This window comes from Nocardioides sp. J54, from assembly GCF_000519005.1.
Taxonomy (GTDB): domain Bacteria; phylum Actinomycetota; class Actinomycetes; order Propionibacteriales; family Nocardioidaceae; genus Nocardioides.
In genome coordinates this window covers 144,203-168,158 of record NZ_JAER01000005.1, presented here as the reverse complement: position 1 = coordinate 168,158, position 23,956 = coordinate 144,203, and the positions used below count along the sequence as shown (strand labels likewise).

General features: G+C 71.5%; 26 protein-coding genes. 10 read left to right on the top strand and 16 right to left on the bottom strand.

Annotation, left to right across the window (positions count from 1 at the left end):
• Window position 1: 1 nt before the first annotated feature.
• From NOCJ54_RS24025 to NOCJ54_RS0105560, 7 genes are all read right to left on the bottom strand, one after another.
• Window positions 2–724, bottom strand: a complete 723-nt coding sequence (locus NOCJ54_RS24025) for a sugar transferase (RefSeq protein ID WP_028654713.1) — start codon at window positions 722–724, stop codon at window positions 2–4.
• Window positions 725–1,483 carry a hypothetical protein gene (locus NOCJ54_RS0105585; protein WP_028654712.1) on the bottom strand — a complete coding sequence of 253 codons (759 nt, stop codon included), beginning with the start codon at window positions 1,481–1,483 and terminating at the stop codon, window positions 725–727.
• A complete protein-coding gene (locus NOCJ54_RS0105580; protein WP_028654711.1) occupies window positions 1,480–2,670 on the bottom strand; it encodes a glycosyltransferase family 4 protein in 1,191 nt (396 codons plus the stop codon). Before NOCJ54_RS0105580 ends, NOCJ54_RS0105585 begins: the two co-directional genes overlap by 4 nt.
• 16 nt (window positions 2,671–2,686) lie before the next feature.
• Window positions 2,687–3,667, bottom strand: coding sequence for an NAD-dependent epimerase/dehydratase family protein (locus NOCJ54_RS0105575; RefSeq protein ID WP_028654710.1), 981 nt, complete (start codon window positions 3,665–3,667; stop codon window positions 2,687–2,689).
• A 118-nt stretch (window positions 3,668–3,785) separates the two neighbouring features.
• Window positions 3,786–4,973 carry a hypothetical protein gene (locus tag NOCJ54_RS0105570; RefSeq protein ID WP_028654709.1) on the bottom strand — a complete coding sequence of 396 codons (1,188 nt, stop codon included), beginning with the start codon at window positions 4,971–4,973 and terminating at the stop codon, window positions 3,786–3,788.
• 6 nt (window positions 4,974–4,979) lie between these two features.
• Window positions 4,980–5,654 carry a CatB-related O-acetyltransferase gene (locus tag NOCJ54_RS30470; RefSeq protein WP_051485499.1) on the bottom strand — a complete coding sequence of 225 codons (675 nt, stop codon included), beginning with the start codon at window positions 5,652–5,654 and terminating at the stop codon, window positions 4,980–4,982.
• A gap of 88 nt (window positions 5,655–5,742) precedes the next feature.
• Window positions 5,743–7,041 carry a hypothetical protein gene (locus NOCJ54_RS0105560; protein WP_028654708.1) on the bottom strand — a complete coding sequence of 433 codons (1,299 nt, stop codon included), beginning with the start codon at window positions 7,039–7,041 and terminating at the stop codon, window positions 5,743–5,745.
• A 191-nt stretch (window positions 7,042–7,232) separates the two neighbouring features.
• Here NOCJ54_RS0105560 and NOCJ54_RS0105555 point away from each other — a divergent pair, with 191 nt between their 5' ends.
• A complete protein-coding gene (locus NOCJ54_RS0105555) occupies window positions 7,233–8,102 on the top strand; it encodes a sulfotransferase domain-containing protein (RefSeq protein WP_028654707.1) in 870 nt (289 codons plus the stop codon).
• Between the two features lie 269 nt (window positions 8,103–8,371).
• Here the strand turns inward: NOCJ54_RS0105555 and NOCJ54_RS0105550 are convergent, their stop codons facing one another.
• The 3 genes from NOCJ54_RS0105550 to NOCJ54_RS0105540 are packed head-to-tail and all read right to left on the bottom strand — an operon-like array spanning window position 8,372 to window position 11,199.
• Window positions 8,372–9,436, bottom strand: a complete 1,065-nt coding sequence (locus tag NOCJ54_RS0105550) for a glycosyltransferase (protein ID WP_028654706.1) — start codon at window positions 9,434–9,436, stop codon at window positions 8,372–8,374.
• A 22-nt stretch (window positions 9,437–9,458) separates the two neighbouring features.
• Window positions 9,459–10,445, bottom strand: coding sequence for a GDP-mannose 4,6-dehydratase (gene gmd, locus NOCJ54_RS0105545; RefSeq protein ID WP_028654705.1), 987 nt, complete (start codon window positions 10,443–10,445; stop codon window positions 9,459–9,461).
• A 58-nt stretch (window positions 10,446–10,503) separates the two neighbouring features.
• Window positions 10,504–11,199: an acyltransferase gene (locus NOCJ54_RS0105540; protein ID WP_198020123.1), complete on the bottom strand. Its 696-nt coding sequence runs from the start codon at window positions 11,197–11,199 to the stop codon at window positions 10,504–10,506.
• 64 nt (window positions 11,200–11,263) lie between these two features.
• Here NOCJ54_RS0105540 and NOCJ54_RS28050 point away from each other — a divergent pair, with 64 nt between their 5' ends.
• The 3 genes from NOCJ54_RS28050 (at window position 11,264) to NOCJ54_RS0105525 (ending at window position 13,191) form a co-directional block, all read left to right on the top strand.
• Window positions 11,264–12,109 carry a methyltransferase domain-containing protein gene (locus tag NOCJ54_RS28050; protein ID WP_051485498.1) on the top strand — a complete coding sequence of 282 codons (846 nt, stop codon included), beginning with the start codon at window positions 11,264–11,266 and terminating at the stop codon, window positions 12,107–12,109.
• A gap of 108 nt (window positions 12,110–12,217) precedes the next feature.
• Window positions 12,218–12,454 carry an acyl carrier protein gene (locus tag NOCJ54_RS0105530; protein WP_028654703.1) on the top strand — a complete coding sequence of 79 codons (237 nt, stop codon included), beginning with the start codon at window positions 12,218–12,220 and terminating at the stop codon, window positions 12,452–12,454.
• Window positions 12,451–13,191, top strand: a complete 741-nt coding sequence (locus NOCJ54_RS0105525; protein WP_028654702.1) for an SDR family NAD(P)-dependent oxidoreductase — start codon at window positions 12,451–12,453, stop codon at window positions 13,189–13,191. The genes NOCJ54_RS0105530 and NOCJ54_RS0105525 overlap by 4 nt, the downstream gene beginning before the upstream one ends.
• A gap of 201 nt (window positions 13,192–13,392) precedes the next feature.
• On the opposite strand, the gene NOCJ54_RS0105520 is transcribed toward NOCJ54_RS0105525, so the two are convergent.
• The 5 genes from NOCJ54_RS0105520 to NOCJ54_RS24010 form a co-directional block, all read right to left on the bottom strand.
• The gene (locus tag NOCJ54_RS0105520; RefSeq protein WP_028654701.1) at window positions 13,393–14,352 is read right to left on the bottom strand and encodes a GDP-mannose 4,6-dehydratase; all 960 of its coding nucleotides are present in this window, start codon (window positions 14,350–14,352) and stop codon (window positions 13,393–13,395) included.
• On the bottom strand, window positions 14,349–15,545 hold the full coding sequence (locus NOCJ54_RS0105515) for a glycosyltransferase family 61 protein (RefSeq protein ID WP_028654700.1): 1,197 nt from the start codon (window positions 15,543–15,545) through the stop codon (window positions 14,349–14,351). The genes NOCJ54_RS0105520 and NOCJ54_RS0105515 overlap by 4 nt, the downstream gene beginning before the upstream one ends.
• Before the next feature lie 7 nt (window positions 15,546–15,552).
• Complete coding sequence (locus NOCJ54_RS0105510) at window positions 15,553–16,362, bottom strand: FkbM family methyltransferase (protein WP_028654699.1); 810 nt, start codon at window positions 16,360–16,362, stop codon at window positions 15,553–15,555.
• A gap of 14 nt (window positions 16,363–16,376) precedes the next feature.
• The gene (locus NOCJ54_RS0105505) at window positions 16,377–17,225 is read right to left on the bottom strand and encodes a TylF/MycF family methyltransferase (RefSeq protein ID WP_028654698.1); all 849 of its coding nucleotides are present in this window, start codon (window positions 17,223–17,225) and stop codon (window positions 16,377–16,379) included.
• 125 nt (window positions 17,226–17,350) lie between these two features.
• Window positions 17,351–18,748, bottom strand: a complete 1,398-nt coding sequence (locus NOCJ54_RS24010; RefSeq protein WP_051485497.1) for a polysaccharide biosynthesis tyrosine autokinase — start codon at window positions 18,746–18,748, stop codon at window positions 17,351–17,353.
• A gap of 112 nt (window positions 18,749–18,860) precedes the next feature.
• On the opposite strand from NOCJ54_RS24010, the gene NOCJ54_RS0105495 reads away from it, so the two are divergent.
• The 6 genes from NOCJ54_RS0105495 to NOCJ54_RS0105470 all read left to right on the top strand — a co-directional run bounded on the left by NOCJ54_RS0105495 (window position 18,861) and on the right by NOCJ54_RS0105470 (window position 23,463).
• A complete protein-coding gene (locus tag NOCJ54_RS0105495) occupies window positions 18,861–20,714 on the top strand; it encodes a DUF4012 domain-containing protein (RefSeq protein ID WP_028654697.1) in 1,854 nt (617 codons plus the stop codon).
• A 344-nt stretch (window positions 20,715–21,058) separates the two neighbouring features.
• On the top strand, window positions 21,059–21,139 hold the full coding sequence (locus NOCJ54_RS30670; protein ID WP_372449664.1) for a putative leader peptide: 81 nt from the start codon (window positions 21,059–21,061) through the stop codon (window positions 21,137–21,139).
• Between the two features lie 156 nt (window positions 21,140–21,295).
• The gene (locus tag NOCJ54_RS0105485) at window positions 21,296–22,144 is read left to right on the top strand and encodes a sulfurtransferase (RefSeq protein WP_028654695.1); all 849 of its coding nucleotides are present in this window, start codon (window positions 21,296–21,298) and stop codon (window positions 22,142–22,144) included.
• Window positions 22,144–22,452: a DUF1416 domain-containing protein gene (locus tag NOCJ54_RS0105480; protein WP_028654694.1), complete on the top strand. Its 309-nt coding sequence runs from the start codon at window positions 22,144–22,146 to the stop codon at window positions 22,450–22,452. The genes NOCJ54_RS0105485 and NOCJ54_RS0105480 overlap by 1 nt, the downstream gene beginning before the upstream one ends.
• 67 nt (window positions 22,453–22,519) lie before the next feature.
• A complete protein-coding gene (locus tag NOCJ54_RS24005) occupies window positions 22,520–23,020 on the top strand; it encodes a TlpA family protein disulfide reductase (protein ID WP_028654693.1) in 501 nt (166 codons plus the stop codon).
• A complete protein-coding gene (locus tag NOCJ54_RS0105470; RefSeq protein ID WP_028654692.1) occupies window positions 23,017–23,463 on the top strand; it encodes a DUF4395 domain-containing protein in 447 nt (148 codons plus the stop codon). The genes NOCJ54_RS24005 and NOCJ54_RS0105470 overlap by 4 nt, the downstream gene beginning before the upstream one ends.
• A gap of 49 nt (window positions 23,464–23,512) precedes the next feature.
• On the opposite strand, the gene dtd is transcribed toward NOCJ54_RS0105470, so the two are convergent.
• Window positions 23,513–23,941 carry a D-aminoacyl-tRNA deacylase gene (gene dtd / locus NOCJ54_RS0105465; RefSeq protein WP_028654691.1) on the bottom strand — a complete coding sequence of 143 codons (429 nt, stop codon included), beginning with the start codon at window positions 23,939–23,941 and terminating at the stop codon, window positions 23,513–23,515.
• Between the last annotated feature and the right edge of the window lie 15 nt (window positions 23,942–23,956).

Below are 23,956 nucleotides of genomic sequence, written 5' to 3'. Positions count from 1 at the left end.
CTCAGGCGACGTCGGAGGACGGGATCGCGTCCTCGACGATGATCTCGCGGCGGCTGCGCAGGCGCGGCTGCCGGGTGTGGCGGTCGATGAGGTCCATGACGCCCTGGTAGTCCAGCGGCTTCTTGAGGTGGGCGACGATCAGCACCGTGGAGAGCAGGACGGTGAAGTCGAGGCGCAGGCGGTAGCCGTGCAGCACCGCGCGGCAGTAGGCGCCCTCGATCCGCAGCCGCTCGGAGTCGCTGAGCGAGTCGCGGCCGACGAGCTGGACCGGGCCGGTCAGGCCGGCCGGGGTGAGGAAGCGGTCGTCGGCGTAGGGGAACTCCTCACGCAGGCACTTCATCACGGCGTCCGGCAGCGGACGGTTGCCGACGATGCTCATCTCGCCGCGCAGCACGTGGATCAGCTGCGGGATCTCGGTCAGGCCGAGGCCCTCCAGGATCCGGCCCGGACGGGTGTAGAGCGGGGAGTCCGGCGGGATGTTGAGGAACCGGACGCCCTCGACGGGGACCGTCGTGCGGTTCACGAGCTTGTCGGCGTTCTTGACCATCGTCCGGAACTTGATCGTCCGGACCATCTCGCCGTTCCGCACCCACCGGTTCGACCGGTAGAAGACCGGGCGGCCCGACATCAGCAGGACCATGAGGCTGGCACCCAGCAGCACGGGCACCCAGGCGATGGCTGCGGTCACGGCTACGAACAGGTCGAACACGCGCTTCGTCCGCATCTAGTACCCACCTTCCCCGGAAAGGGATCTCTCCGTCACGCCGGGCTCGGGGGATGGCGTCACGGAACGTCTCGTCGAAGGCGTCAACGATCGAAGTGCGAAAGAGATACTCCTCACGATCAACCAAATTCGAGAGTCCGCGCCAAATGTCCGGTCCACGCTCCGCGCCTCCGCGGACGTGGCGAGCACCCGGCGGGCCAGGGCCTGGTAGCTCGCGTGCAGCCGGAGCCGCCCGCGGCGCTCGGCGGCGTCCACCAGCCGGCCCGGGTAGAGCACCGACAAGGTGGCGTCGCCGCCGGCGGCGCAGCACTCGTCGACGAGCTGCTGGAGCTGCTGCTCCACGACGGACTTCCACCCGCCGTAGTAGCGCCGGTCGGGGCCGGGGGCCAGGGCCAGCACGCTGGAGACGAACACGATGCGCACCGGCCGGCCCGCGGCGACGACCTGCTTGACGAACCCGAGGTCGCGCACCACCCCGCAGGCGTCGTACGACGTCCGCGGGGTCTCCGGGTGGACCGGGCCGAGCGCGGCGACGACCACGCGCAGTGGCCCCCTGCCGAGGTCGGTGACGCGCGGGGCGAGGTCGCGGGTGGAGGCGTCGACGACGTCGGCCGGGGTCAGCCCGGGGATCTCGGCGACCTGGGACGCGTCGAGCGCGTCACGGGCGATGGCGAGCACGGGCGCGCCGTCGAGCTGGGCGACCACCTCACGGCCGAGGCGGGTCTTCGGTCCGACCAGGACGACGGGGGAGCCGGTCATCGGCTGCTCCGCTCGAGGATCTCCTCGAACCGGTCGGCGCACCCCTTGAGCGCGAACTCCAGCTCGGCGAGGTCGCGCGATGCCTCGCCCAGCTCGTCGCGCACCTCGACGTCCGCGAGCACGTCGGCCGCCCACGCGGCGGCGCGGGGGAGGGCGTCCTCTGCGGGCGGCACCACGAGGCCGCCGGCGCGGTTGACGAGCGCAGCGGCGAGGTTCTCCGACGGCATCATGCCGAGCACCGGGCGGCCGGCGCACAGGTAGGACAACGTCTTCGACGGCACCGAGAAGGCGCCCGCCTGCTGCTCGAGCAGCACGACGAGGATGTCGCCGCTGCCGAGCACCTCGGAGAGCCGCTCGTACGGCTGGAACGGGAGCAGGGTCACCGGGACGTCGAGGCGCTCGGCCTCGGCGCGGATCACCTCGACCGCGGGGCCCTCGTTGACCACCACCAGGCGCACCGGGCGGCCGGCGTCGATGACCTGGCGGGCCAGGCCGACGAGCAGGGCCGGGTTGTGCTTGAGCCCGAGCGTGCCGGAGTAGAGGAGGGTCTGGGTGTCGTCGAGCTCCTGCTCGATCGCCCAGTCGTTCTTGCGGGCGACCGGCTGGATCTCGTCGAGCGGCGCCCAGTTCGGGATCACGGTGACCTTGTCGGCCGTGCCCCATTCCTCGTGGACCGGCACGAACGACGGGGCGATCACCACGACGGCCGCCGAGCGGCGGGACACCCAGCGCTCGGCGATGCTGAACACCGCCGCGACCAGCCGGAACATCCGGCCGAGCTTGTCGCCGGCGAAGGACTTCACGGCGACCGCGTAGACGTCCTGGTGCCACAGCACCCACGGACGGCGCAGCAGCATCATGCCGAGCGCGAACACGACGAGCGTGGGGATCTGCGCGTTCGACAGCATCGCCGTCTGGGCGCGGGTGCGGCGGACCTGCCGCAGCAGCTCCCAGCCCACCCGGGCCTCGAGCAGCACGCGGCGGACGAAGCGGTCCTTGGCGATCGGCTCGGTCGGCCCGACCGGGTCGAAGACGAGGGTCTCGCCGGGCTCGGCGACCAGGTGGCCCTTCCCGGACACCCAGCCCGGGCAGTAGGAGTGGGTCACCGCGTGCCCGCGCCGGGCGAGCTCACGGCTGAGCTCGACCTGGAACGGGTGCCCGGAGTAGTCGTGGACGAGGATGCGCACGCCGCTGCGGGGCCCCTCAGCCCTGCGCCCGCTTGACCTGGTCGTAGACCCAGGCGTAGGTCTTCGCCAGGCCGTCGGCGAGGCTGATCGACGGCTCCCAGTCGAAGACGCGCTTGATCTCGGTGTTGTCCGAGTTGCGCCCGCGCACGCCCTGCGGCGCGGAGAGGTCGTACTTGCGCTCGCACTTGATGCCGGCGATGTCCTCGACGATCGAGTAGAGCTGGTTGATCGTGACGAGCTCGGCGGAGCCGAGGTTGATCGGCTCGAGGTGGTCGCTGCCCAGGATCATCTGGGAGCCCTTCACGCAGTCGTCGATGTACATGAAGCTGCGGGTCTGCTCGCCGTCGCCCCAGATCTCGAGCTCGTGCTTGCCGGAGATGACGGCCTCCGCGATCTTGCGGCACACCGCGGCGGGAGCCTTCTCGCGGCCGCCGGTCCACGTGCCCTCCGGGCCGTAGACGTTGTGGTAGCGGGCGACACGGGTCTGCAGCCCGAAGTCCTCGCGGAAGTGGCGGGCCATGCGCTCGGTGAAGAGCTTCTCCCAGCCGTAGCCGTCCTCGGGCATGGCCGGGTAGGCGTCGGACTCCTTGAGGGCGGTCACCGACGGGTCGGTCTGCTTGTCGGCGGCGTAGACGCAGGCCGAGGAGGAGTAGAAGTAGCGCTCGACGTCGTACTTCTGCGCGGCCTGGAGCATGTGGGTGCTGGTCAGCACCGTCAGCATGCACAGCGCCTTGTTGTTCTCGATGAAGCCCATGCCGCCCATGTCGGCGGCGAGCATGTAGACCTCGCGCGCACCCCTGGTCGCCTTCTCCGCCTCCTCGAGGAGGGAGAGGTCGCCGACGACGTTCTCGGCGTCCGGGTGGACCTGGTACCACTCGTCGAGCGGCTTGACGTCGACCGACCGGACGGTCTTGCCCTGCGCGAGCAGGTCGGCGACCAGGTGGCCGCCGATGAAGCCGCCGCCACCGGCGACCAGGACGTCGACGTGCGCGTTCATGCAGTCATCTCCTCAGGAAAAACAAGTCTGTCTCGAACATCGCCCAACGCCCCCGCGATGTCCTTGCCAACGAGTGGAACGCCGTCTGGTCACGTGCCGGGCGACGGCGTCGGGGGTCTCAGCCCCACATTCCTCCGCGCCCGACCACCTTCGAGCGGACCTTGCCGACGAGGCCGGGGAAGCGCTCCTTCAGCCGCCCGAACTCCTCGGGCATGGACATCCGGGCGCTCTTGGCGGCGTCGCCGGACAGCTCGCGGGCAACGGCCTTCCACGCGCGGCGGCGCCACCGCTCCCACGCCTCGGCCTCCTCGGGGAGGAACGGCAGGGGAGGCGTGCCCCCGGCGCGTGCCTCGGCGCGCCAGGCGCGGCGCAGCTGTCGTGGGATGCGGCGACCGGTGGTGTCGTGGTGGTAGCGGTAGGCCGGGGCCGGCGGGAGGAACGCCTCCCACTTGCTGACCGCGGCGGCGTACTCCTTGCACAGCGCGTCGACCGCCGCGCTCTCGGTGCGCATGTGCGCCGTCGACATGTCGAACCGGGTCGAGAGCTCCTCGGGCCGGCTGGTGTCGAAGGCGTGGAAGTGGAAGAGGCGCAGTGGCTCACCGGTGCCGGCGATCGCGAACCCGTCCGCGTCGAGCGCCAGCGGCCGCTCGTGCAGGTTGACCACGCCGACGTTGTAGCCGTGGTGGCGGAAGCTGCGGGCGCGGAACAGGTCGGCGCCGACGTCCATCCACTTCTGGTCGACGAAGAGGGCGCTGAGGTAGTCGAACAGGCACTCCCACTCCAGGCGGGCCCACCACCAGTCGAGCGCCTCGACCGCGCGACGGTCGAAGCCGCCGAAGCCGAGGTTGAAGACACCGACGGTCAGCAGGTGCCCCTCGCTGACCGGGGCGTCCGGCGGCAGCGGGTGCAGGAAGTGCGGCGTCAGCAGGATGCCGCCCTCGCTGGCCTGCAGCTCGGGGAGGAGCTCGGGCATCGCGGACACGGCGAAGGTGTCCGGGTCGAGGTAGAAGACGTGCTCGCTCTCCTCGAGGAGACGCTTGAAGACGAGCGGCTTGATCGCGGTGGCGAACTCGACGAGGTCGTAGTAAGTGGCCAGCGCCAGCACCTGGCGGCGGTCGAGGCCGAGGAAGTCGGTGCCGACGATGCGCACGCCGGGGATGTCCGGCAGGTCGTGGTCCTCGGCGTGCTCGGCGTCGATGAGCAGCACGGTGAGCTCGGCGCCCTCGTGCTCCTGGAGGCTGTCGGCGAGCGCCAGCGCCTTGGGGAGGTAGTTCGTCGCGAGGATGGTGACGTAGGTCGTGCTCATCAGGACCTACCTCGCCGCCGTGCCGGGGGCAGCCGACTCGAGCGGCGCGGGCGTCGTGCGCGGGTGGCGCTCACGGGCCCACGCGATGAAGGCGTCGACGTCCTTGCCGGTCAGCAACGGGACGGCCTCCTTGACCTCCTCGTCGGACCAGTCCCACCACGCGATGTCGAGGAGCTCGGCGATCTGCTCCTCGGTGTATCGGTAGCGGATGACCCGTGCGGGGTTGCCGCCGACGATGGCGTACGGCGGGACGTCCTTGGTCACCACGGCGTTCGACGCCACGATCGCGCCGTGGCCGATCGTCACGCCGCCGCGGATGAAGGCGCGCTGGTAGACGAGGACGTCGGAGCCGATCACGGTGTCCGTCGAGGGCACCGGGTTGCCGTCCTGGCCCGCGCCGGGCATCCGGAAGTGGATCCGGAACGGGAACTGGCTGACCGTGTCGCTGGGGTGCTCGCCGCCGAGCATGACGATCGCGGTCTCCGACAGCGGGCTGTACTTGCCCACGACGAGCTTGCTGTCCTCGTGCTCGTAGTACTTGATGATCGGCAGGCTGTAGCAGTGCGCGCCGATCTCGAGGCGGCCGGCGCGCCTGAGCCGGTTCACCACGGCGAGGTTGGAGCCGACCACGGCGTCGTGGCCGCGCAGCAGAGCGTGCTTGAGCCAGCGCAGGAAGTACATGAGCAAGTTCGCTCACCCTTTCGGGATCGAGGACGCCGTCGTGGGGGTGTGCGTCCGCGCTCCTACCAACGTAAAGGAGGCTGACGGGTCACGCAGGCGAACGGTTCTCGCTGCCGGGCGGGCCCCCGGCCGTGGCGCCGGCCGGGCCGGTGTCCTCGGCTCCGCTGGTGCCTCCGTCCCCCGTGGTGCCACCGGTGCCCTCAGGGTCTCCGGCCGGGCCGCGGACCGCGCTGACCGCGATCCACCAGGCGACGGCGGCGACGGCCTGCCCGGCGGCCGTGCCCCAGTAGGCGCCGACGGCGCCGTCGACGAACACGCCGACGACACCGAGCGCGACGATGCCGAAGGTCGCGGTGATGTCGAGGCGCACCACGGTGCTGATCCGGCGCATGCCGGTGAGGTGGGCCCGCGGGCCGACGATGAGGCCGAGGCAGAGGATCTGGACGCAGGCCGGCACGAGCAGCGGCTCGGTCGCCTCCCACGTGTCGCTGAGGATGATCCGGCCGACCGAGTCCGGCACGACCAGCAGCAGGGCGCCGTTGACCGCGCCGATCGCGGTGGCGATGAGCGTCGTGCGCCGCAGGGTGCCCGACGGCGGACCGTCCTTGCCGGCGTTGGCCACCTCCGCGACGCCGGCGGCGACGGCCGCGGTCTGGAAGGTGACGTAGGGGCGGATCAGCAGCAGCGCGCCGCGCACGGCACCGAGGGCGCGCGCACCGGCGACCGCCGCGACGATGACGGAGAACCCGGCGGCGGCGCCCTGGAGCGCGGTGAACGACATCAGGAAGCGCCACGAGTACGGCCAGCGCTCACGCAGCCAGGCCAGGCCGCCACGTGCGGGCGGCCCGTGCTGGACGAAGACCAGCGTCGCCGCGGTGGCACCGGTGCCGACCCAGGCGACCACGAACCACAGCAGGGTCACCTCGTCGAGCAGCACGAGGGTCGTCATGGCCACCGCGATCAGCACCAGCCAGACGGTGTCGAGGACCAGCGAGTACGACGGCCGCTGCGTCGCGAAGCCGAGGTAGCGGCCCAGGTCGTGCAGCAGCAGGGCGGGGATGCCGATCGCGACGACCAGCGATTCCGCGGCGAGCGGCAGGTCGGTCACGAAGAGCACGAGCGCGACGACCGCGAACGCCACGCCCATCGCCGTACCCACGATCAGGGCGGCGCCGATCGGCGCCCCCGGCCGCTCGCGGGCGTCGTCGGGGTGGACCATCACCGGGTCGCCGACGAGCGAGCGCGTCACGCCCAGCCCGACCGACAAGATGATGATCAGCAGGCCGAAGTAGCCGAAGGCCTCCACGCCGAGCAGGTGGGCCGAGAGCAGCGCGACGATGACGTTCGAGGCTCCGGAGATGATCTGGTCGATGGTGATGAGGCTCAACCGTCGACCGGCGCCGTCGTGCAACGTGTCCCCTCGCGGTCGGAATGGTGGCCGCGCGGTGCCCGCGGCGGGCTGCGGCTGGGCTGCCGCGGCTGCGGCTGCGACCACGGTTCCCGCTTTACTCTACGAGCGGGCGGCCAAAGGGCTACGGTGTCGGCCGGTGTCCCGGTGACGAGAAGGAAGCACAACCCATGTCGACCTCCCTCGACCCACGCGAGTGGGCCGCACGTACCGTCAACTGGCCGCCGGCCCGCACGGCCGTCAAGCGCGCGGTGCACCTCGCCGCCCGCGGACGCGGTCGCGTGCTGACTGCGCGCGACGCGGTCCCGGACCCCGGCACGATCATCGCCGCTGGCCCGCAGAAGGCCGGCAGCCAGTGGATCAAGGCGCTCTTCGACCACCCGGTCGTGCGCGCGCAGACCGGCCTGCTGACCCTGCCGCAGCTCGACTACGAGCTCACCCCGCCGCGCAACGGCTTCCCGGCGGGCACCTACGTGCCCGGCTTCTACGGCACCTACCAGGACTACCTCGCGCTGCCGAAGCGCCACCCGCACAAGGTGGTCTACCTGGGCCGCGACCCGCGCAACGTCGTCGTGTCCGGCTACTGGTCGGCCGTCGAGACGCACCGGCCCACCCACCTCGAGGAGGCCGAGCGGCTGCGCCTGGAGCTAAAGCAGATGTCGATGGACGAGGCGCTGCTGAGGATCATCTCGCTGTGTGGCGGCCACTTCGCCGCCATGGCCTCCTGGGTCGGCGCCGACGACCCGGACGTCGCCCGCTTCCGCCTCGAGGACGTCGCCCGCGACTCCGAGGCCGTCGTGCGGGCGATGCTCGAGCACTGCGGCATCGAGCTGTCCGAGGCCGACCTGGCCACCCTGCTGCGCGACACGTCCAAGGACGCGCTGCGCGCCAAGGACCTCGCCCAGCGCAGCCCGGACAGCGAGTCGCACTACCGCAGCCGCGCCTCGCGCTACCAGGACGTGTTCAAGCCCGAGCACCACAAGGCGATCGAGGAGGTCGCCCCCGGCCTGGTCGAGCTGCTGGGCTACGAGCCGGCCTGAGCCGCCTGGTCGCGGGCCGGCCGGGCGTCGTACCTGCTGGCCGGTTCCCGGGGTGGTGGCCCTTGCCGTGGTCGACCGGGTCGGGAATCACCACGGAAGCGGTGATTCTTGCGACGCATGGGACAGGTGTGACCGTCCGCGTCGCGCCTCGTGCAGCGCGGACTTCCTGACCGCTCCTGGCACTTCCTGACCGTTGCAACGGTCAGGAAGCGCAGGAATCACCTCTGGAGAGGTGATTCCCGACCCCGCCAGGCCCGGGCCGAGCGCCCCTACCCCTCCAGCGCACCCCGGGTACGACGGATGGTGCGCTCCCACGTGAACGTCTCCGCCCACTCCCGGGCAGCGGCCAGCTCCGCCTCGTCCATCGACCCGGCCCGCAGCACGGCCTCGGCGAGCGCGGCGGGGGTCCAGTCGGCCATCACGGTCGCGTGGCCGCCGGCGACCTCGAGGCAGGCGGGCTCGGGGCCGATGACCACGGGCTTGCCGAGCGCCATCCCCTCGACGGTCGGCAGGCCGAAGCCCTCGAAGTCGCTCGGGAAGACCACCATCCGGGCGGAGGCGATTACCTGCTGGAACTCGTCGTCCGGCAGGAAGGGCGCCAGCTCCACGACGTGGGCGATGCCGCGCTCCTCGATCGCCGCCTGCAGGGCGGGCCTGCGGGCGTTGCCGACGCCGAGCACGAGCAACGGGGGTGCGTCCGCGCCGCGGGCGACGAGGTCGGCCCAGGCGTCGAGCAGCAGGTCGGGGTTCTTGTTCGTGTGGTGCGCGAAGGACACCGCCGGGCCGGTGCGGTCCGGCGCGGGCCAGTCGCGCACGTGGTCGGCGCCGAGGTGGGCGACCACCGCGGGCTTGCGGGCGGTCGACGGGTGCAGGCGGTGCAGGTCGTCGAGGCTGCGCTGCGAGATCGCGACGAAGGCGTCGGCCATCTGGTAGGTCCGGCCGTAGGAGACCGCGCGGATCAGCCGCCGGCCGCGGCTGAACTGCTCGGGCCGCAGCTCGTGGCGCAGGTCGAGGATGATCGTCGCGAGCCGCCCGGGGCCCAGCGAGAGGACCGAGGTCGTCGGGGCGGTGGCCAGCACCGCGTCCGGGCGCAGGCGTCGCGCGAGCGAGCGCATCCGCGTGGTCTGCGCCCACGGCCGCCCGACGACGTACGGGCGCGGCACGGGGAGCTTGTGCAGCGTGTGCGGCGTGCCCGCGCCGATCGAGGAGTCGGCGGGCACGGCGACGTGGAGCTCGTCGTCGGGGTAGACGTCGTGCCACTGCGCCAGCACCGCGTCGACGAGGGTCCGGATGCCGCCGAACTCGGCGGCCATCGCGTCGATGAGGATCTTCATCGCAGCAGCCCGCGCCGCGGGCTCAGCCCTCCCGCTTGTGGGCGACCAGCCGGCCGAGCTGGTCGATGTCGGCGTCGACCATCAGCTCGGCCAGGCCCTTGGCGTCGGTGCTGGGCTTCCAGCCGAGCACCTCGCGTGCCTTGGACGCGTCGCCGATGAGCGCGTCGACCTCGGTCGGGCGCTCGTAGGACTGGTCGTAGCGGACGTGGTCCTCCCAGTTGAGGCCGGCGTGGCTGAAGGCGTACTCGCAGAACTCCCGCACGGTCGTGCCGATGCCGGTGGCGAGCACGTAGTCCTGCGGCTCGTCGTGCTGCAGCATCCGCCACATGCCCTCGACGTACTCCTTGGCGTAGCCCCAGTCGCGGACCGCGTCGAGGTTGCCCAGGGTGAGGTGGTCGGTGATGCCGAGCTTGATCGACGCGACGCCGAGGGTGATCTTGCGGGTCACGAACGACTCGCCACGGCGCGGCGACTCGTGGTTGAAGAGGATGCCGGAGACGGCGAAGAGGTCGTAGGCCTCGCGGTAGTTCACCGTCACCCAGTGCGAGTAGAGCTTGGCGGCGCCGTACGGCGAGCGCGGGTAGAACACCGTGCGCTCGTCCTGCGGCGGCGGGGTGGCGCCGAACATCTCCGACGTGGACGCCTGGTAGAACCGGCAGTCGATCCCGGACGCCCGGATCGCCTCGAGCAGGCGCAGCGTGCCGACCGCGTCGGTGTTCGCGGTGTACTCGGGGAGCTCGAAGGACACCTTCACGTGGCTCTGCGCGCCGAGGTTGTAGACCTCGTGCGGCTCGATGTCGCGCACCAGGTTCACCAGGCTCACGCCGTCGGTGAGGTCGCCGTAGTGCAGGTGCAGGTCGGGTGTGCCGCCCAGGTGGTCGATCCGCGACCGGTTGAGCGTGGAGTGGCGCCGGACCAGGCCGTGCACCTCGTAGCCCTTCTCGAGGAGGAGCTCGGCCAGGTAGGAACCGTCCTGCCCGGTGATGCCGGTGATCAGCGCGCGCTTCATGGGCGGTGACCCTAGCGCGAGGTCGCCGGACTTTTCCGGCCGTCCGCAGGTTCGACGCTCAGGACTTCTCCATCCAGCGCCTGACCTCGGCCTCGATCTGCGCCTGGCGGCCCTCGCGGTGGAAGAACTTCAGCCGCTCCGGCAGCTCGCGCACCGGCTCCGCCGGGTTGCCGCGGTAGAGGGTCAGCTCGGCGTTCAGCTTGGTGGCCACCACCGAGCCGGCGGACACGATCGAGCGCGCCGGCACGTTCGTGCCGCTCTGCAGCGTGCAGCCCGACATCAGCACGCCGTAGTCGCCGAGGGTCACCTTGCTGCTCCCGAACCGGTCGGTGACCAGGTTGAGGTTGTGGGTCAGGATCGCCGAGCGGAAGCCCGCGATCGCCGCCTGCTTGCCCAGCTCGATCCGGTCGGTGACGTCGAGGTCGTGCGCAGTGGTGATCACGGCGTACTCGCCCATCACCAGCGACGGGTCGCGCCGCGGGTCGGAGTAGATCCCGGACGACGACGGCACGCCGACGATCCAGTTGCGGCTCGCGATGCTCGCGCCCTTCGCCATGCGCAGCTCGTCGAAGTCGCGGATCACGTTGAGGTGCCCGATCTGGGCGCCCTCCTCCATGGTCACCCGCGGCACCATCACCAGGCTGCGCCCGATGTACGCCGTGGGGTGGATCTCCCAGCCGAGGAGGCGTCGCGCAACGACGTGCTTGAGCCGTTGCGGCAGGAAGATCAGGAGCAATGCAAGGACACGCGTCATGGAAGTCCTCGAGAAGTGGTTGGATGCCGGGCGGGGGAGTCTATTGGACGAAGAAGGGACCAGCATGGGAACGACCGAGGCCGCGCCGAGCCACGAGCCGGATGTCCACTACGACCGCGTCCACGAGGCGTGGCGGTTGATCCTGGGCTCGGAGTTCCACTACGGCTACTTCGTCCCCAGCGGCATCCCGCTCGTCGACGCGACCGCCGCGCTCACCGAGCAGATGCTGCAGCGGGCCGGCATCACGCCGGGCGCCCGGGTGCTCGACGTCGGCTGCGGCACCGGGCACCAGTCCTGCCAGCTCGCCTCCGAGCACGGCGCCGAGGTCCTCGGCATCACGACGAGCGGCACCGGCGTGGCGGCCGCGACCGAGCTCGCCGCGTCCCGCGGGCTGGCCACCGCCCGCTTCGAGCAGCGCGACGGCACGGCCAACGGCCTGCCCGACGCCTCCTTCGACGTGGTCTGGGCCCTGGAGTCCTCCCACCTCATGCGTGACCGCAAGGGCCTGCTGTCGGAGTCCGCGCGGGTCCTCGTCCCCGGCGGCCGGTTCGTGCTGTGCGACATCATCCGCCGCCGCGAGATCCCCTTCCTCGAGGTCCGCGAGCGTCGCGACGAGTTCGCGCTGCTGCGCTCGGTCTACGGCGACGCGCACATGCTGCCGCTCGACGACTACGCCGCGATGCTCACCGAGGTCGGCATGGAGGTCGACGACCTGACCGACATCAGCGACGAGACGCTGCCGACCTTCGCCGCCTGGCGGGCCAACTGCGAGGAGCACGCCGACGAGATCACCCGGCTGATCGGCGCCGACGGCCTCGACGAGTACGTCCGCTCCACCCACGTGCTCGAGGCGTTCTGGAACGACCGCACCCTCGGGTACGGCATCCTGCGGGCCACCAAGCCCGCCTGACCGGAGTGCGGACAGGCCTCGTGACCTGACCCGCCCCCGACCGTTGGGGTGGGAGAACCGCCAGACCGAGCGTGTTGTGGTTGTCGTGCAGTGTCGAAAGGATCAGTAGTGACCGTGGATCGTGCCCGGGCCGTCATCGTGGAGTTCCTCCAGCGAGCCAACAAGGAGTTCGGGGAGCTGACCGACGACCTCAGCCTGTACGGCGGCGGGCTGGAGCTCGACTCGCTCGAGGCTGCCGAGCTCTCGGCCGTGCTCGAGGACGAGTTCGGGTCGGACCCGTTCTCCACCGGTGACACCCTCCCCGAGACCGTCGGCGAGGTCCTCGCCTTCTACAACGCCGCATGACCGCTCCCATCGAGGCGCGCGTCGCCCTGGTCACCGGCGGCAGCCGCGGCCTGGGTGCGGGGATCGTGGAGGACCTGCTCGCGCAGGGCTACGCGGTCGCCACCTGCTCCCGCTCCCGCACCGACCAGGTCGAGCTGTGGGAGAAGGAGCACCCCGACCGCTTCCACTTCCAGACCGCCGACGTCTCCGTCGAGGCCGACGCCACCCGCTACGTCAAGGACACGGTCGCCCGCTGGGGTCGTATCGACGTCCTCGTCAACAACGCGGGCGTCGCCGGCGAGGGCATGATCGCGCTCACCGACGACGGCATGATCGACCGCGTCGTCGACCTCAACATCAAGGGCACGCTCTACGTCACCCGGGCCGCCAGCCGCACCATGCTGGCCCGGCGCAGCGGCGCGATCGTCAACATCTCCTCGGTCGTCGGCCTGTCCGGCTACCGCGGCCTGTCCGTCTACAGCGCCACCAAGGCCGCCCTCGACGGCATGACCCGCTCCCTGGCGCGCGAGCTCGGCTCGCGCGGCATCACGGTCAACAGCGTGGCCCCCGGCTACCTGCGCACCGAGATGAGCCACGGCCTCGACGCGGACCAGCTCAAGCAGATCGAGCGCCGTACGCCGCTGGGCCGGCTCGGCGATGCCGAGGACGTCGCCCGCGTGGTGTCCTTCCTCGTCGCCCCGGAGAACCGGTTCATGACCGGCCAGGTCCTCGTCGTCGACGGTGGCCTGACGGCGTAATCGGCGCGAGCGCACGCGGTTGTCTCCGGTAGGTGGCTGGGTTCGCGCGGCGGCAAGCCGGGCGTAGGTGGCCCGAGCGTTGTTCCCGGTGGTCGAGGTGCGAGGAGCGCCGGCGACGAGCCTTCTCCGGTGGTTGAGGTGCGAGGAGCGCCAGCGACGAGCCTCGAAACCTCCGGGCCGTCCCGGCGGGCTGTGGCCCGTTCAGAGGTAGGAGACGTCCTCCTCGACCCCGGTGCGCACGCGCTCGAGGTCGACCTCGACCATCCGGGTGACGAGGTCGGCGAACGACGTCGTCGCCCGCCAGCCGATCGCGGCGGCGGCCGGCTCGGGGTCGGCGCGCAGCACCTTCGAGTCCGCGGGGCGCACCAGCGCGGGGTCCTGCACGATCCGTGACCACGGGTCGTCGACCCCGGCGGCGGCGAAGGCGACCTCGACCAGGTCGGCGAGGGAGTGGTCGACGCCGGTGCCCAGCGGCAGGTCCACCGGCTCGTCGCGACGCAGCATGCGGACGAACGCGTCGACGTACTCGGCGGCATGGCCCCAGTCGCGGCGCACGTCCAGGGTGCCGAGGGTCAGCTGGTCCTGGCGTCCCAGCGCGATCTCCGCGGCGCCGCGGGTGATCTTGCGGAAGACGAAGCCCAGCGGGCGCACCGGGCTCTCGTGCACGTAGAGCCGCGCGTACGACGCCGGCAGGCCCTCGCTGCGCGCCTTCTCCACGACCCGCTCGGCGTCGGCCTTGGCCCGTGCGTAGGGGCTGTCGGCCGCCTGGCCGACCACCTCCGCGGACGAGGCCTGGAAGAAGCGGACCTCACGGCCGCGGGCGGCGATGTCGTGGGCCGCGGCGACGAGGTCGACGACGGCGTCGTGGTTGACCCGACGGGTGAGCTCGGGCTCCTGCCAGCTGCGGCCCACCGAGCTGAGCGCAGCGAGGTTGTAGACCTCCTGTGGCGCCACGTCAGTCACGAGCGCGCGCAGCTCGGGGCCGTCGGTGATGTCGACCTCGCGCAGCTCGACACCGTCGAGGTAGGCGTCGACGCGGGGACCGGTCGCACTGCCGGGCCGGACGACGCCGACCACCCGCATCCCGTCGGCGAGCAGGCGGCGGGCGAGGTAGATGCCGTCCTGCCCGGTCACGCCGGTGACCAGTGCGGTGCGGGTCATGCGGCGAGCAGCTGGTCGAGGGCGTCCATGACGGCGGCGGGGGAGAGCTCGATGTCCTGCATCAGCTCGTTGTCACCGGTGCGCTCCGGCGTCGGCGCGACCAGGTAGCGGTAGCGCGAGTCCGCGATGTTGGCGGTCATCGCCCAGTAGCAGTGGACGGTGTAGCCGGGGGCGAACATCTCCAGCACCCGCACGCCGGGGCGGCAGAAGGCGAGGTTGGTCAGTGCCGCGCCGTGCGGGGCGACGACGACACGAGCGGCCGCGAAGTGGTCGACCTGCTCCTGCACGGACAGGCTGCCGGGGTCGACGCAGGTGAAGCCGCGCGCCTGGAGGGCGGCGCGGACAGCGTCCTCCTGCACCATCCGGCGGGTGTGGGGCGTCGTGCCGCGGGTGACGTAGATCTTCTCCGGCAGGCCGGTCGTCCGCTGCGGCGGCAGGTGCTCGCGCAACCACGCCTGCGACTCGGGCGGGGCGTCCATCACCGCGTTCGGCAGCGACGGCACGAGCAGCCGCTTCGCCTGCAGGTGCAGGCCGGGCCCGGGGGTGACGACGCGGTCCGGCTCGATGCCGAGCATCGCCAACAGCTGCTTCTGGTAGCCGGTGTGCCGGTCCAGGACCCACACGTCCGGCTCGATGTCGCCGAACGCCTCGCGCAGCAGCCCGATCCGGGGCAGCTCGTCGGTGACGAAGTGGTAGAAGTTGTGGCCGGTCCCGCGCGCGGAGAGGACGGCGACGGTGCCGTCGACGACCTCGGGCCGCGACGGCCACGGGTTCCAGAACACCGGGTGCTCCCGCCACGACGAGATGCCGAAGTAGTGGCTGGTCTCGTGGTCGAGGATGCCGCCGGCGGTGACGACGGCGCCGTGGCGGCTGATCAGCCGGCCGCCGGCGAGCTCGAGGACGAACCGCTCGGGGATCGTCGTGCGCGTCCGGTCCGAGAGGAAGGTCAGCCCGGCCGGGTCGCCCGGCGGCGCCGGGCGCTCCAGGGTGACGGCTGCACCGAGCGAGTGCAGGGTCGCCGATCCGGGCTCGGCCGCGACCGTGGCCCGTGACGTCGTCGAGCCGGTGCGCACGCCGTCGCGCAGCGGACCGGTCGTGTGCCGGGACACCGCGCCGATGGCGAGGGCCCCGGCCCGGTGGCCGCGCTTGACCAGCGGCCACAGCGGCTGGAGCTGACTTGGCAGCCGGCTCATCGGTGCCTCACGCGCGCCGGAGCCAGATCATCCCGAGTCCGGGCTCGGTGCCGTCCTCCTGGTGGTACGGCGAGAGCCCGAGCGGCTCGAGGAAGCCGAGCAGCTCGTCGAGGGAGTGGCCCGGGACGGGGTGGTACTCCAGCGCCACGGCCTTCACGTCCGACCACGACGAGGGGGATGAGCGCAGCACGACGTCGTACTCGGCGCCCTCGACGTCCATCTTCACCAGCTCGACCGGCCGGCCGTCGGCACGCGCCGCGGCGACGGCGTTGTCGAAGGACACCGCCGGCACGACGACCTCGGTGCCGTTCGGGGCGGTGATGCCGTTGAGCACGCTGGCGTCGCCGTTGTCGATCAGCGAGAACTCGCCGTCCTCACCCGCGAGCGCCGCCGCGTGCACGGTCACCCGCTGGGCGAGGCCGTTGTCGCGCACGTTGCGCTCGGCGTACGACGCACTGGTCGGCGACGCCTCGTAGACGTGCACCGTCGCGCGGGGCAGCTGGTCGGCGACCGCGAGCGCGAAGCAGCCCACCTGCCCACCGATGTCGAGCACCGCGGCGTCGGGGGAGAGGCCACGGGTCAGCTCGGCCATCCCGTAGGCGTCGTCGGCGAAGATCTCGTAGATCGGGTAGCGCGCGCCGTCCGCGTTCGGGATCGTCACCTGGAAGCCGTTGCGCAGGCGCAGCGTCATCTCGTCGCGCGCGAACCGGGTCCGCTGCGTGCCGAGGTCCCAGAAGACCGTCGGGAAGTTGCGGAACAGTCCGGGCGTCTGCCGGATGCGCTTGCTGAGGTGGGAGGCGCTGCGGAGGGCAGGCACGTCGGTCCCTTCGGTCAGGACTTGCGCCAGTAGGCGCCGTTGCCGTCGATGTCGATGATCTCGTCGGTGATGCCGTGCTGCTCGCGGTAGTCGTGCACGGCCCGGCCGGCCTGGTCGGGCAGCGTGCCGTAGTCGTCGATGATGCAGAACCCGCCCGGCGACAGCTTCGGGTAGAGCGCGTCGAGGGCCTGGATGGTCGACTCGTAGAGGTCGCCGTCGAGGCGGATCAGCGCGTACTTCTCCGCCGGGGCGGTGGGCAGGGTGTCCTTGAACCAGCCGACCAGGAACTTCACCTGGTCGTCGAGCAGGCCGTAGCGCTCGAAGTTGTGGCGGACGGCGGCCTCGCCGACCGAGAGGCCGGTCTGCAGGTAGAAGGTGTCGCCGGCGTCGGCCGGGAAGTCCTTGACGTTGGGGGCGGGCAGGCCCTGGAAGGAGTCGGCGAGCCACACGGTGCGCTTGGTGTCGCCCCACGCCTTGAGGTTGGCGCGCATGAAGATGCACGCGCCGCCGCGCCACACGCCGGTCTCGATCAGGTCACCGGGGACGTCCTCCTCGATGATGGTCGCGATCGCGTCCTGGATGTTCTGCATCCGCTTGAGGCCGATCATCGACTCCGAGCGCGACGGCCAGTCGCTGCCGGTCTCGCGCAGCGCCGGGTCGTAGGGCTTCTTGTAGGCGATCTCGAAGCCGAACTTCTGCGCAGCGGTGCCGGCCGCGTTGGCGAGCCGCTTCTTCATCGAGGGCGAGCCTGCGGTGCGGACCCCGCCGAGGATGGAGTCGTTGTCCTCCATCAGGGCGCCCGTCAGGGTGCGCTTCATCAGGTCGAGGTAGAGCTCACGAAGCTCGTCGGGGGTCGTCGTCACCGGGCGAAGATAGCAGCAGAAACGGGGCCGGAGGCGGCTCCGGTGAAGATTCCCGGAACACGTTCCATCCGGCCCCGTTCGAGGCTGCGCCCACGGCCGTGGGCAGGGGATTTTCGTGCGCTCGTTCAGGCGCGGCGGCGGCCGCCCGACGACGCGCTCGCCTTGCCGCGGCCGGTCGGCGCGGTCTCCTCGTAGTAGTAGTAGTAGTACGAGCCGACGGCGCGCTTGGCGACCATGTTGACGACCACGCCGTACAGGCGGGCGCCGACCTGGTTGAGGCGGTTGATCGCCTCGTTGACCTGGTCCTTGGTCGTCTTGGCGTGCCGCACGACGACGATCACGCCGTCAGCCAGCTTCGCCAGCACCGACGCGTCGGCGACCGGCAGCAGCGGCGGGGCGTCGATGATGACCATGTCGTACGACGAGCGCAGGCGACGGATCAGGTCGTGGGTGATCTTCGACTGCAGGATCTCGGTCGGGTTCGGCGGCTTCGCGCCGCTGGCCAGCACGTGCAGGCCGCTGGCCTCGTGGACCTGGATCGCGTCGTGGATCTCGGTCTTGCCGACCAGCGCGGTCGTCAGGCCGATCGCCGGGTCGAGGCCGAGCGTGCTCGCCACCCGCGGGCGGCGGAGGTCGGCATCGATGATCAGCGTGTTGCGGCCGGTCTGGGCCAGCGCGACGGCGAGGTTCGTCGACGTCATCGTCTTGCCCTCGCCCGGCACGGCGCTGCTGATGACCAGGCAGCGCGGCTGGTGGTCGAGGTCGATGAACTGCAGGTTCGTGCGCAGCAGGCGGAACGCCTCGGTGCGCGCCGCGAACCCGCCCAGGTCGGTGAGCAGCGGCGCCGAGCGGATGTCGCCGTCGAAGCCGATGCTGGCCAGGACCGGCGACTCGGTGAGCTCGGCGACGTGGTCCGCCGTACGGATGGTGCGGTCGAGCAGCTCGCGGGCGACCGCGAGGCCGACGCCGAGCAGGAGGCCGATGAGCGCTGCGATGATGAAGTTCAGCAGCGTGCGCGGGCTGACCTTGTCGGGGTTGTACGTGGGCTGGTCGGTCTGCTTGAGCTGGACCGTGGTCTCGCCGCCGGTCAGCTGCTCGAGCGTCTGGATGAAGTCGGTGTACTGCTCCGTGGTGACGCTGGCGATCTTCTGCGCCTCGCGGGGGTCCTCGTCCTTGACCTTCAGCTCGATGAGCGAGGTGGCCTCGACGACCTCGGCGCTGATCCGGTCCGCCAGCTTCTCGGGCGTCGTCTCGAGGGCAAGCTGGTCGATGATCCGCTCCGCCAGCTCGGTGCTCTTCGCGACCTTGGCGTAGGTCGCGGCGCGCTGGGTCACCGTGAAGTAGGTCGAGTAGGAGTCGCTCGCGTCGCGCACGTCGACGGTGAGCAGCACGCGTGCCTTCGACTCGTACATCGGCGTACGGGTGAACGTGATCCCCGCGGCGACGCCGAGTGCGAGCGCCAACAGGAGCACCACAGTCAGCCAGCGACGCCGCAGCACGACCAGAAACTGCTTGAAGTCCAAGACCCAACCCTTGCTGTCGGTACCGTGTGCCACGGACAAGTGAGGTGATCCTAGTCAACAGCAGGCGGCTTCCGGTGAGTGACCACCACAACGGCCCTGGGGGCGTGTCGAGGTGACCGAGGGATCCGCCGACGAGCGGGTGCGCCGGCGGCGACGGTCCACCCCCACGCGACGACTCGTCCGCCGCCTGCGCCGGCTCCGGCAGGAGCAGCCCCGCGTCCTCGTCCTCGCAGCGGTCGGCGCGGTCGCCGCGCTCGCCGTCGCGTGGGCCGCCTGGGTGGTCTGGGCGGCCAACCACGACCTGTCGCGCGTGCGCGACAGCGCGACGATCATGCGCGCCGCGCTGGTCCGCGCCGACGCCGAGGGCGCTCGCAAGGCGATGGCGGAGTACCGCGACGCCGCCGGCTCCGCCCACGACCGCACCTCCGGCCCGACCTGGGCCGTCCTCGAGGCGCTGCCCGTGCTCGGCGACGACGCCGAGGGCATCGCCACGGTCGCCGAGGTGCTCGACGACATCGGCGAGGACGGCCTCGGCCCGATCGCCGACGCCGCCGACCTCGTGACCGCAGAGACCTTCCAGCCCGACGCCGGCCGGTTCCCCGTCGAGCAGATCGCCGCGATGGTCGAGCCGGCCCGGGAGAGCGAGGCGGCCTTCGACGCCGCCGCCGACCGGCTGGCCGAGCTCGACCCCGACGACTACGTCGGCCCGGTGCGCAACCAGCTCGACCGGCTCCGCACGCTGGTCACCGACGCCCGCGAGACCCTCGGGTCGACGTACCGCGCCGCGCGGATCATCCCCCGGATGATGGGCGCCGACCGCGACCGGCACTACCTGCTGGTGATGCAGAACAACGCGGAGCTGCGCAGCGGCGGCGGCCTGCCGGGCGCGCTGTCGCTGGTGCGGATGCGCGACGGGCGCGTCGACATCGTCGAGCAGTCCGACATGTCCGAGATCGGGCGCAACACCGACCCCGTCGTCCGCCTGACCGCCGAGGAGCGGCGCATCTTCGGGCGGATCCTCGGGCGCGCCGCCGTTGACGCGACGCTGACCCCGGACTTCCAGCGCTCCGCCGAGATCATCCGCGCCCGCTGGGAGCGCGAGATCGGCGGCAGCCTCGACGGCATGTTCTTCATCGACCCGGTCGCCGTGTCGTACCTGCTGCGCGGCACCGGCCCCGTCGACGTCCCCGGCTTCCGCCCGGTCGACGCCGGCAACGTGGTCTGGGCGGTGGAGAACGAGATCTACCGCCTCACCGACGACCGCTCGATCCACAGCGACTACCAGCAGGCCGTCGCCGAGGCGGTCTTCGACGCCTTCGCCGCCGGCCGCGGCAGCTCCGCGGAGGCGATCCGCGGCCTGGTGACCGCGGTGCAGGAGGGCCGGATCCGGATGGCGGCCTTCGAGTCGGAGACGCAGGATGAGATCGCCGGCACGATGATCGCCGGGGAGTTCTCCGACCGGGCCAGCCACGTGCCCGAGGTCGGCGTCTTCATCAACGACGGCGGCCCGACGAAGATGCAGTACTACCTGCGCTACGACGCCCGGATCATCTCCCGCTCCTGCGTCGACGACGAGCAGGTCATCTCCGGCTCGATCGACTTCCACAGCGACACCCCGCCCGACGCCCGCTCCCTGCCCCCGGCGATCACGGGGGAGGGCTACCCGGGCCTGCGCGTCGAACCGGGCGACCAGCTGCTCGTCGTCTACGTGACCTCACCGGTCGGCGGCGACGTCGAGGAGCTCTCCATCGACGGCCAGCGCCTGGCGAACCCGGTCGTCGAGCGGCTCGCCGGCCGCGGCCTGGTCCGGATCGGCATCGAGCTGGAGCCCCAGTCGCGCCACTCGGTGGAGTTCGTGATGCGCAGCGGCCCCGACCAGACCGCCGACGCCCGCCTGTCGGTCACCCCCGGCGCCTTCCCGGGCAGCCCCAACACCACCGTGCCGACCTCCTGCGCCGTGCGGTGAGCGCCGCGGGGGCGGGTGGCCGCTTGGGTTGGGTACGCGTGTACCTGGTGGCCGGTTCTGGGACTTGTTGGCTGTTGCAGCGGCCAACAAGTTCGGGAATCGCCGCCGAAGCGGTGAATCCCGGGGCGCGTGTGACCACTGTGACCACCGTGATCGAGGCACCCGTACTTCCTGACCGTTCCCCTCGCTTCCTGGCCATTGCAACGGTCAGGAACCACCGGTATCACCGCTGAAGCGGCGATCCCACGCCCACCAACCACGAGCGATCTCACATCACGGACACCCGTCTCATCATCTGATACTCGATTAGGGCGAGCGCGGTAAAGCCGCCTACTCTCTTCCACATGTCGACGACTCTGCTGCTGACCAAGCGGCGCGCGGTGGACAACTGCCGCGTCAGCTCGGCGCTGTGTCGACCCTGCTGACGGGTTTCTGAACCGGCGGCGTCTGCCTGCCACCTCCCCGTCTCCTCCCGGCGCTCCTGCGCCCCGGGCCCCTGCGTCCTGTGCGCCGCCGCGCTGCCCAGCAGCACCGCTCGTATCCGCACCGCCATCAACCGCGCAATCCCAGTTAGGAACACCATGAGCCGCGAGAACTCGCTCGTCTCCGTCCAGTGGGTCGAGGACAACCTCGACAACCCCAAGGTGGTCGTCATCGAGGTCGACGAGGACACCTCGGCCTACGACAAGGGCCACATCCGCAACGCGATCAAGCTCGACTGGACCACCGACCTGCAGGACCAGGTCCGTCGCGACTTCGTGAACAAGGAGCAGTTCGAGGCGCTCCTGTCCGAGCGCGGTGTCTCCAACGACGACACCGTCGTGCTCTACGGCGGCAACAACAACTGGTTCGCCGCGTACGCCTACTGGTACTTCAAGCTCTACGGCCACCAGGACGTCAAGCTCATGGACGGCGGCCGCAAGAAGTGGGAGCTGGACAGCCGCGAGCTGACCGACGAGCTGCCGCAGCGCGCCGCGACCACCTACACCGCGCAGGAGCAGGACCGCTCCATCCGCGCGTTCCGCGACGAGGTCGTCGCCGCGATCGGTTCGCAGAACCTGGTCGACGTGCGCAGCCCCGACGAGTACGCCGGCCGCCTGCTCGCCCCGGCCCACCTGCCGCAGGAGCAGTCGCAGCGCGCGGGCCACATCCCCACCTCGGTCAACGTGCCGTGGAGCAAGAACTGCAATGACGACGGCACCTTCAAGTCCGACGACGAGCTCAAGGCGCTCTACGACGAGGTCGGCTTCGACGAGGGCAAGGACACCATCGCCCTGTGCCGCATCGGCGAGCGCTCCTCGCTGACCTGGTTCGTGCTGCAGGAGATCCTCGGCAAGAAGAACGTCAAGAACTACGACGGTTCGTGGACCGAGTACGGCTCCCTCGTCGGCGTCCCGATCGCGCTCGGTGACGAGCCGGGTGACGCCTGATGTGCGGCGCGACGGTCGGTGGCCTCTCCACTGAGGGCATCAACGTGACCAAGGAGGCCGTGATCCAGGGCCAGGTCGTGCGTGGTGCCGGCGACGACGCGACGCCGGTCTCCGGCGCCTACGTCCGCCTGCTCGACGCCAGCGGCGAGTTCACCGCCGAGGTCCCCACCTCGGCCACCGGGCACTTCCGCTTCTTCGCCGGCAACGGCAAGTGGACGCTGCGCACCCTCGCCCCCAAGGCCGACCCGGTCGACCGCGCCGTCCAGGCGCAGACCGGCTCGGTCGCCGAGGTCCTCATCGCCATCTGAGGCCTGTGACGTACGACGGCGGCGGCTCCCGGAATCCGGGAGCCGCCGTCGGCGTTGGAGGACAGCTGTGAGCCCAGGGATCGTCATCCTCGTCCTGGCCGTGGTCGCCGCGGCCGGGTTCGGCCTGCACCGGCGCCGGGTCGACGGCCGCTTCGCCGGCCACGCCCGGACGCACGCAGCGGGCGAGCCCGGCACCGGACCCGCCCCCGCGCCGGCGGTCGCCGAGGACGTGCCGCACGAGCCCTCCGCCTGGGAGCGGCTCAGCGCCTCCGTCCCGCACGCCGAGCTGGGGGAGCGGGCGACGCTGGTCCAGTTCTCCAGCGCCTTCTGCGCGCCCTGCCGCACCACCCGCGTGGTGCTCGCCGACGTCGCCGAGCGGCACGACGGCATCGCCCACGTCGAGGTCGACGCCGAGCAGCACCTCGCGCTGGTCCGCGAGCTCGACGTCCGTCGTACCCCCACCACCCTGGTGCTCGACCGCGCCGGCCGTGAGGTCACCCGCGCCGCCGGTGCACCGCGCCGCGAGCAGGTGCTCGCGGCCCTGCCCCTCACCGAGGAGTCACGATGAGCCAGCAGTCCGGCATCGACCCCCGCGGGCCGCGGTTCACCGCCGCCGTCACCTTCGTGATCTTCGCGGTGGCGCTGCTGCTGTCCGACGCCCAGCCCGCCGTGGCGGCCGTGCTCACCGGCATCCAGGCGGTGTTCTTCGCGATCGGCGCCGGCCTCGGCGTGCAGAAGACGCCGACCGGGCTGGTCTTCCGCTCGCTCGTCCGCCCGCGGCTCACGCCGCCGGCCGAGCTCGAGGACCCGGCGCCGCCGCGGTTCGCCCAGGCCGTCGGGCTGGTCTTCGCCGTCGTCGCCACGCTCGGCTTCGCGACCGGCGCGGTGCTGCTCGGCCAGGTGTTCGCCGGGTTCGCGATCGTCGCGGCCTTCCTCAACGCCGCCTTCGCGTTCTGCCTGGGCTGCGAGATGTACCTGCTCGGGCTGCGCCTGCGCCCGGCGCGCGGCTGAGCCGCCAGAGCCGAGAGCGCCGCCAGAGCAGCCAGGGCCGCCAGAGCGGTCAGGGTGACTCGAGCAGCACGGTGAACGGGCCGTCGTTGACCGAGGAGACCTCCATCATCGCGCCGAAGACCCCGCGCTCGACGTGCGTCCCGGCCTCCTCGAGCGCGGCGCACACCGCCTCGTAGAGCGGCTCGCTCACCGGTCCCGGGGCCGCCGCGGTCCACGACGGGCGGCGACCCTTGCGCGCCTCGCCGTACAGCGTGAACTGCGAGACGACGAGCACCGGTGCGCCCTCCTCGGCGACCGACCGCTCGTCGCGCAGGATGCGCAGGTCGCGGATCTTGCGGGCCATCCACGCCACCTCGTCCGGCCCGTCGTCGTGGGTGACGCCGAGGTAGACCAGCAGGCCGGGGTCGCTGATGGCGCCGACGACGGCACCCTCCACGACGACCGAGGCCGAGGTGACACGTTGCAGGACGGCGCGCATGCGCCCATCCTGCCG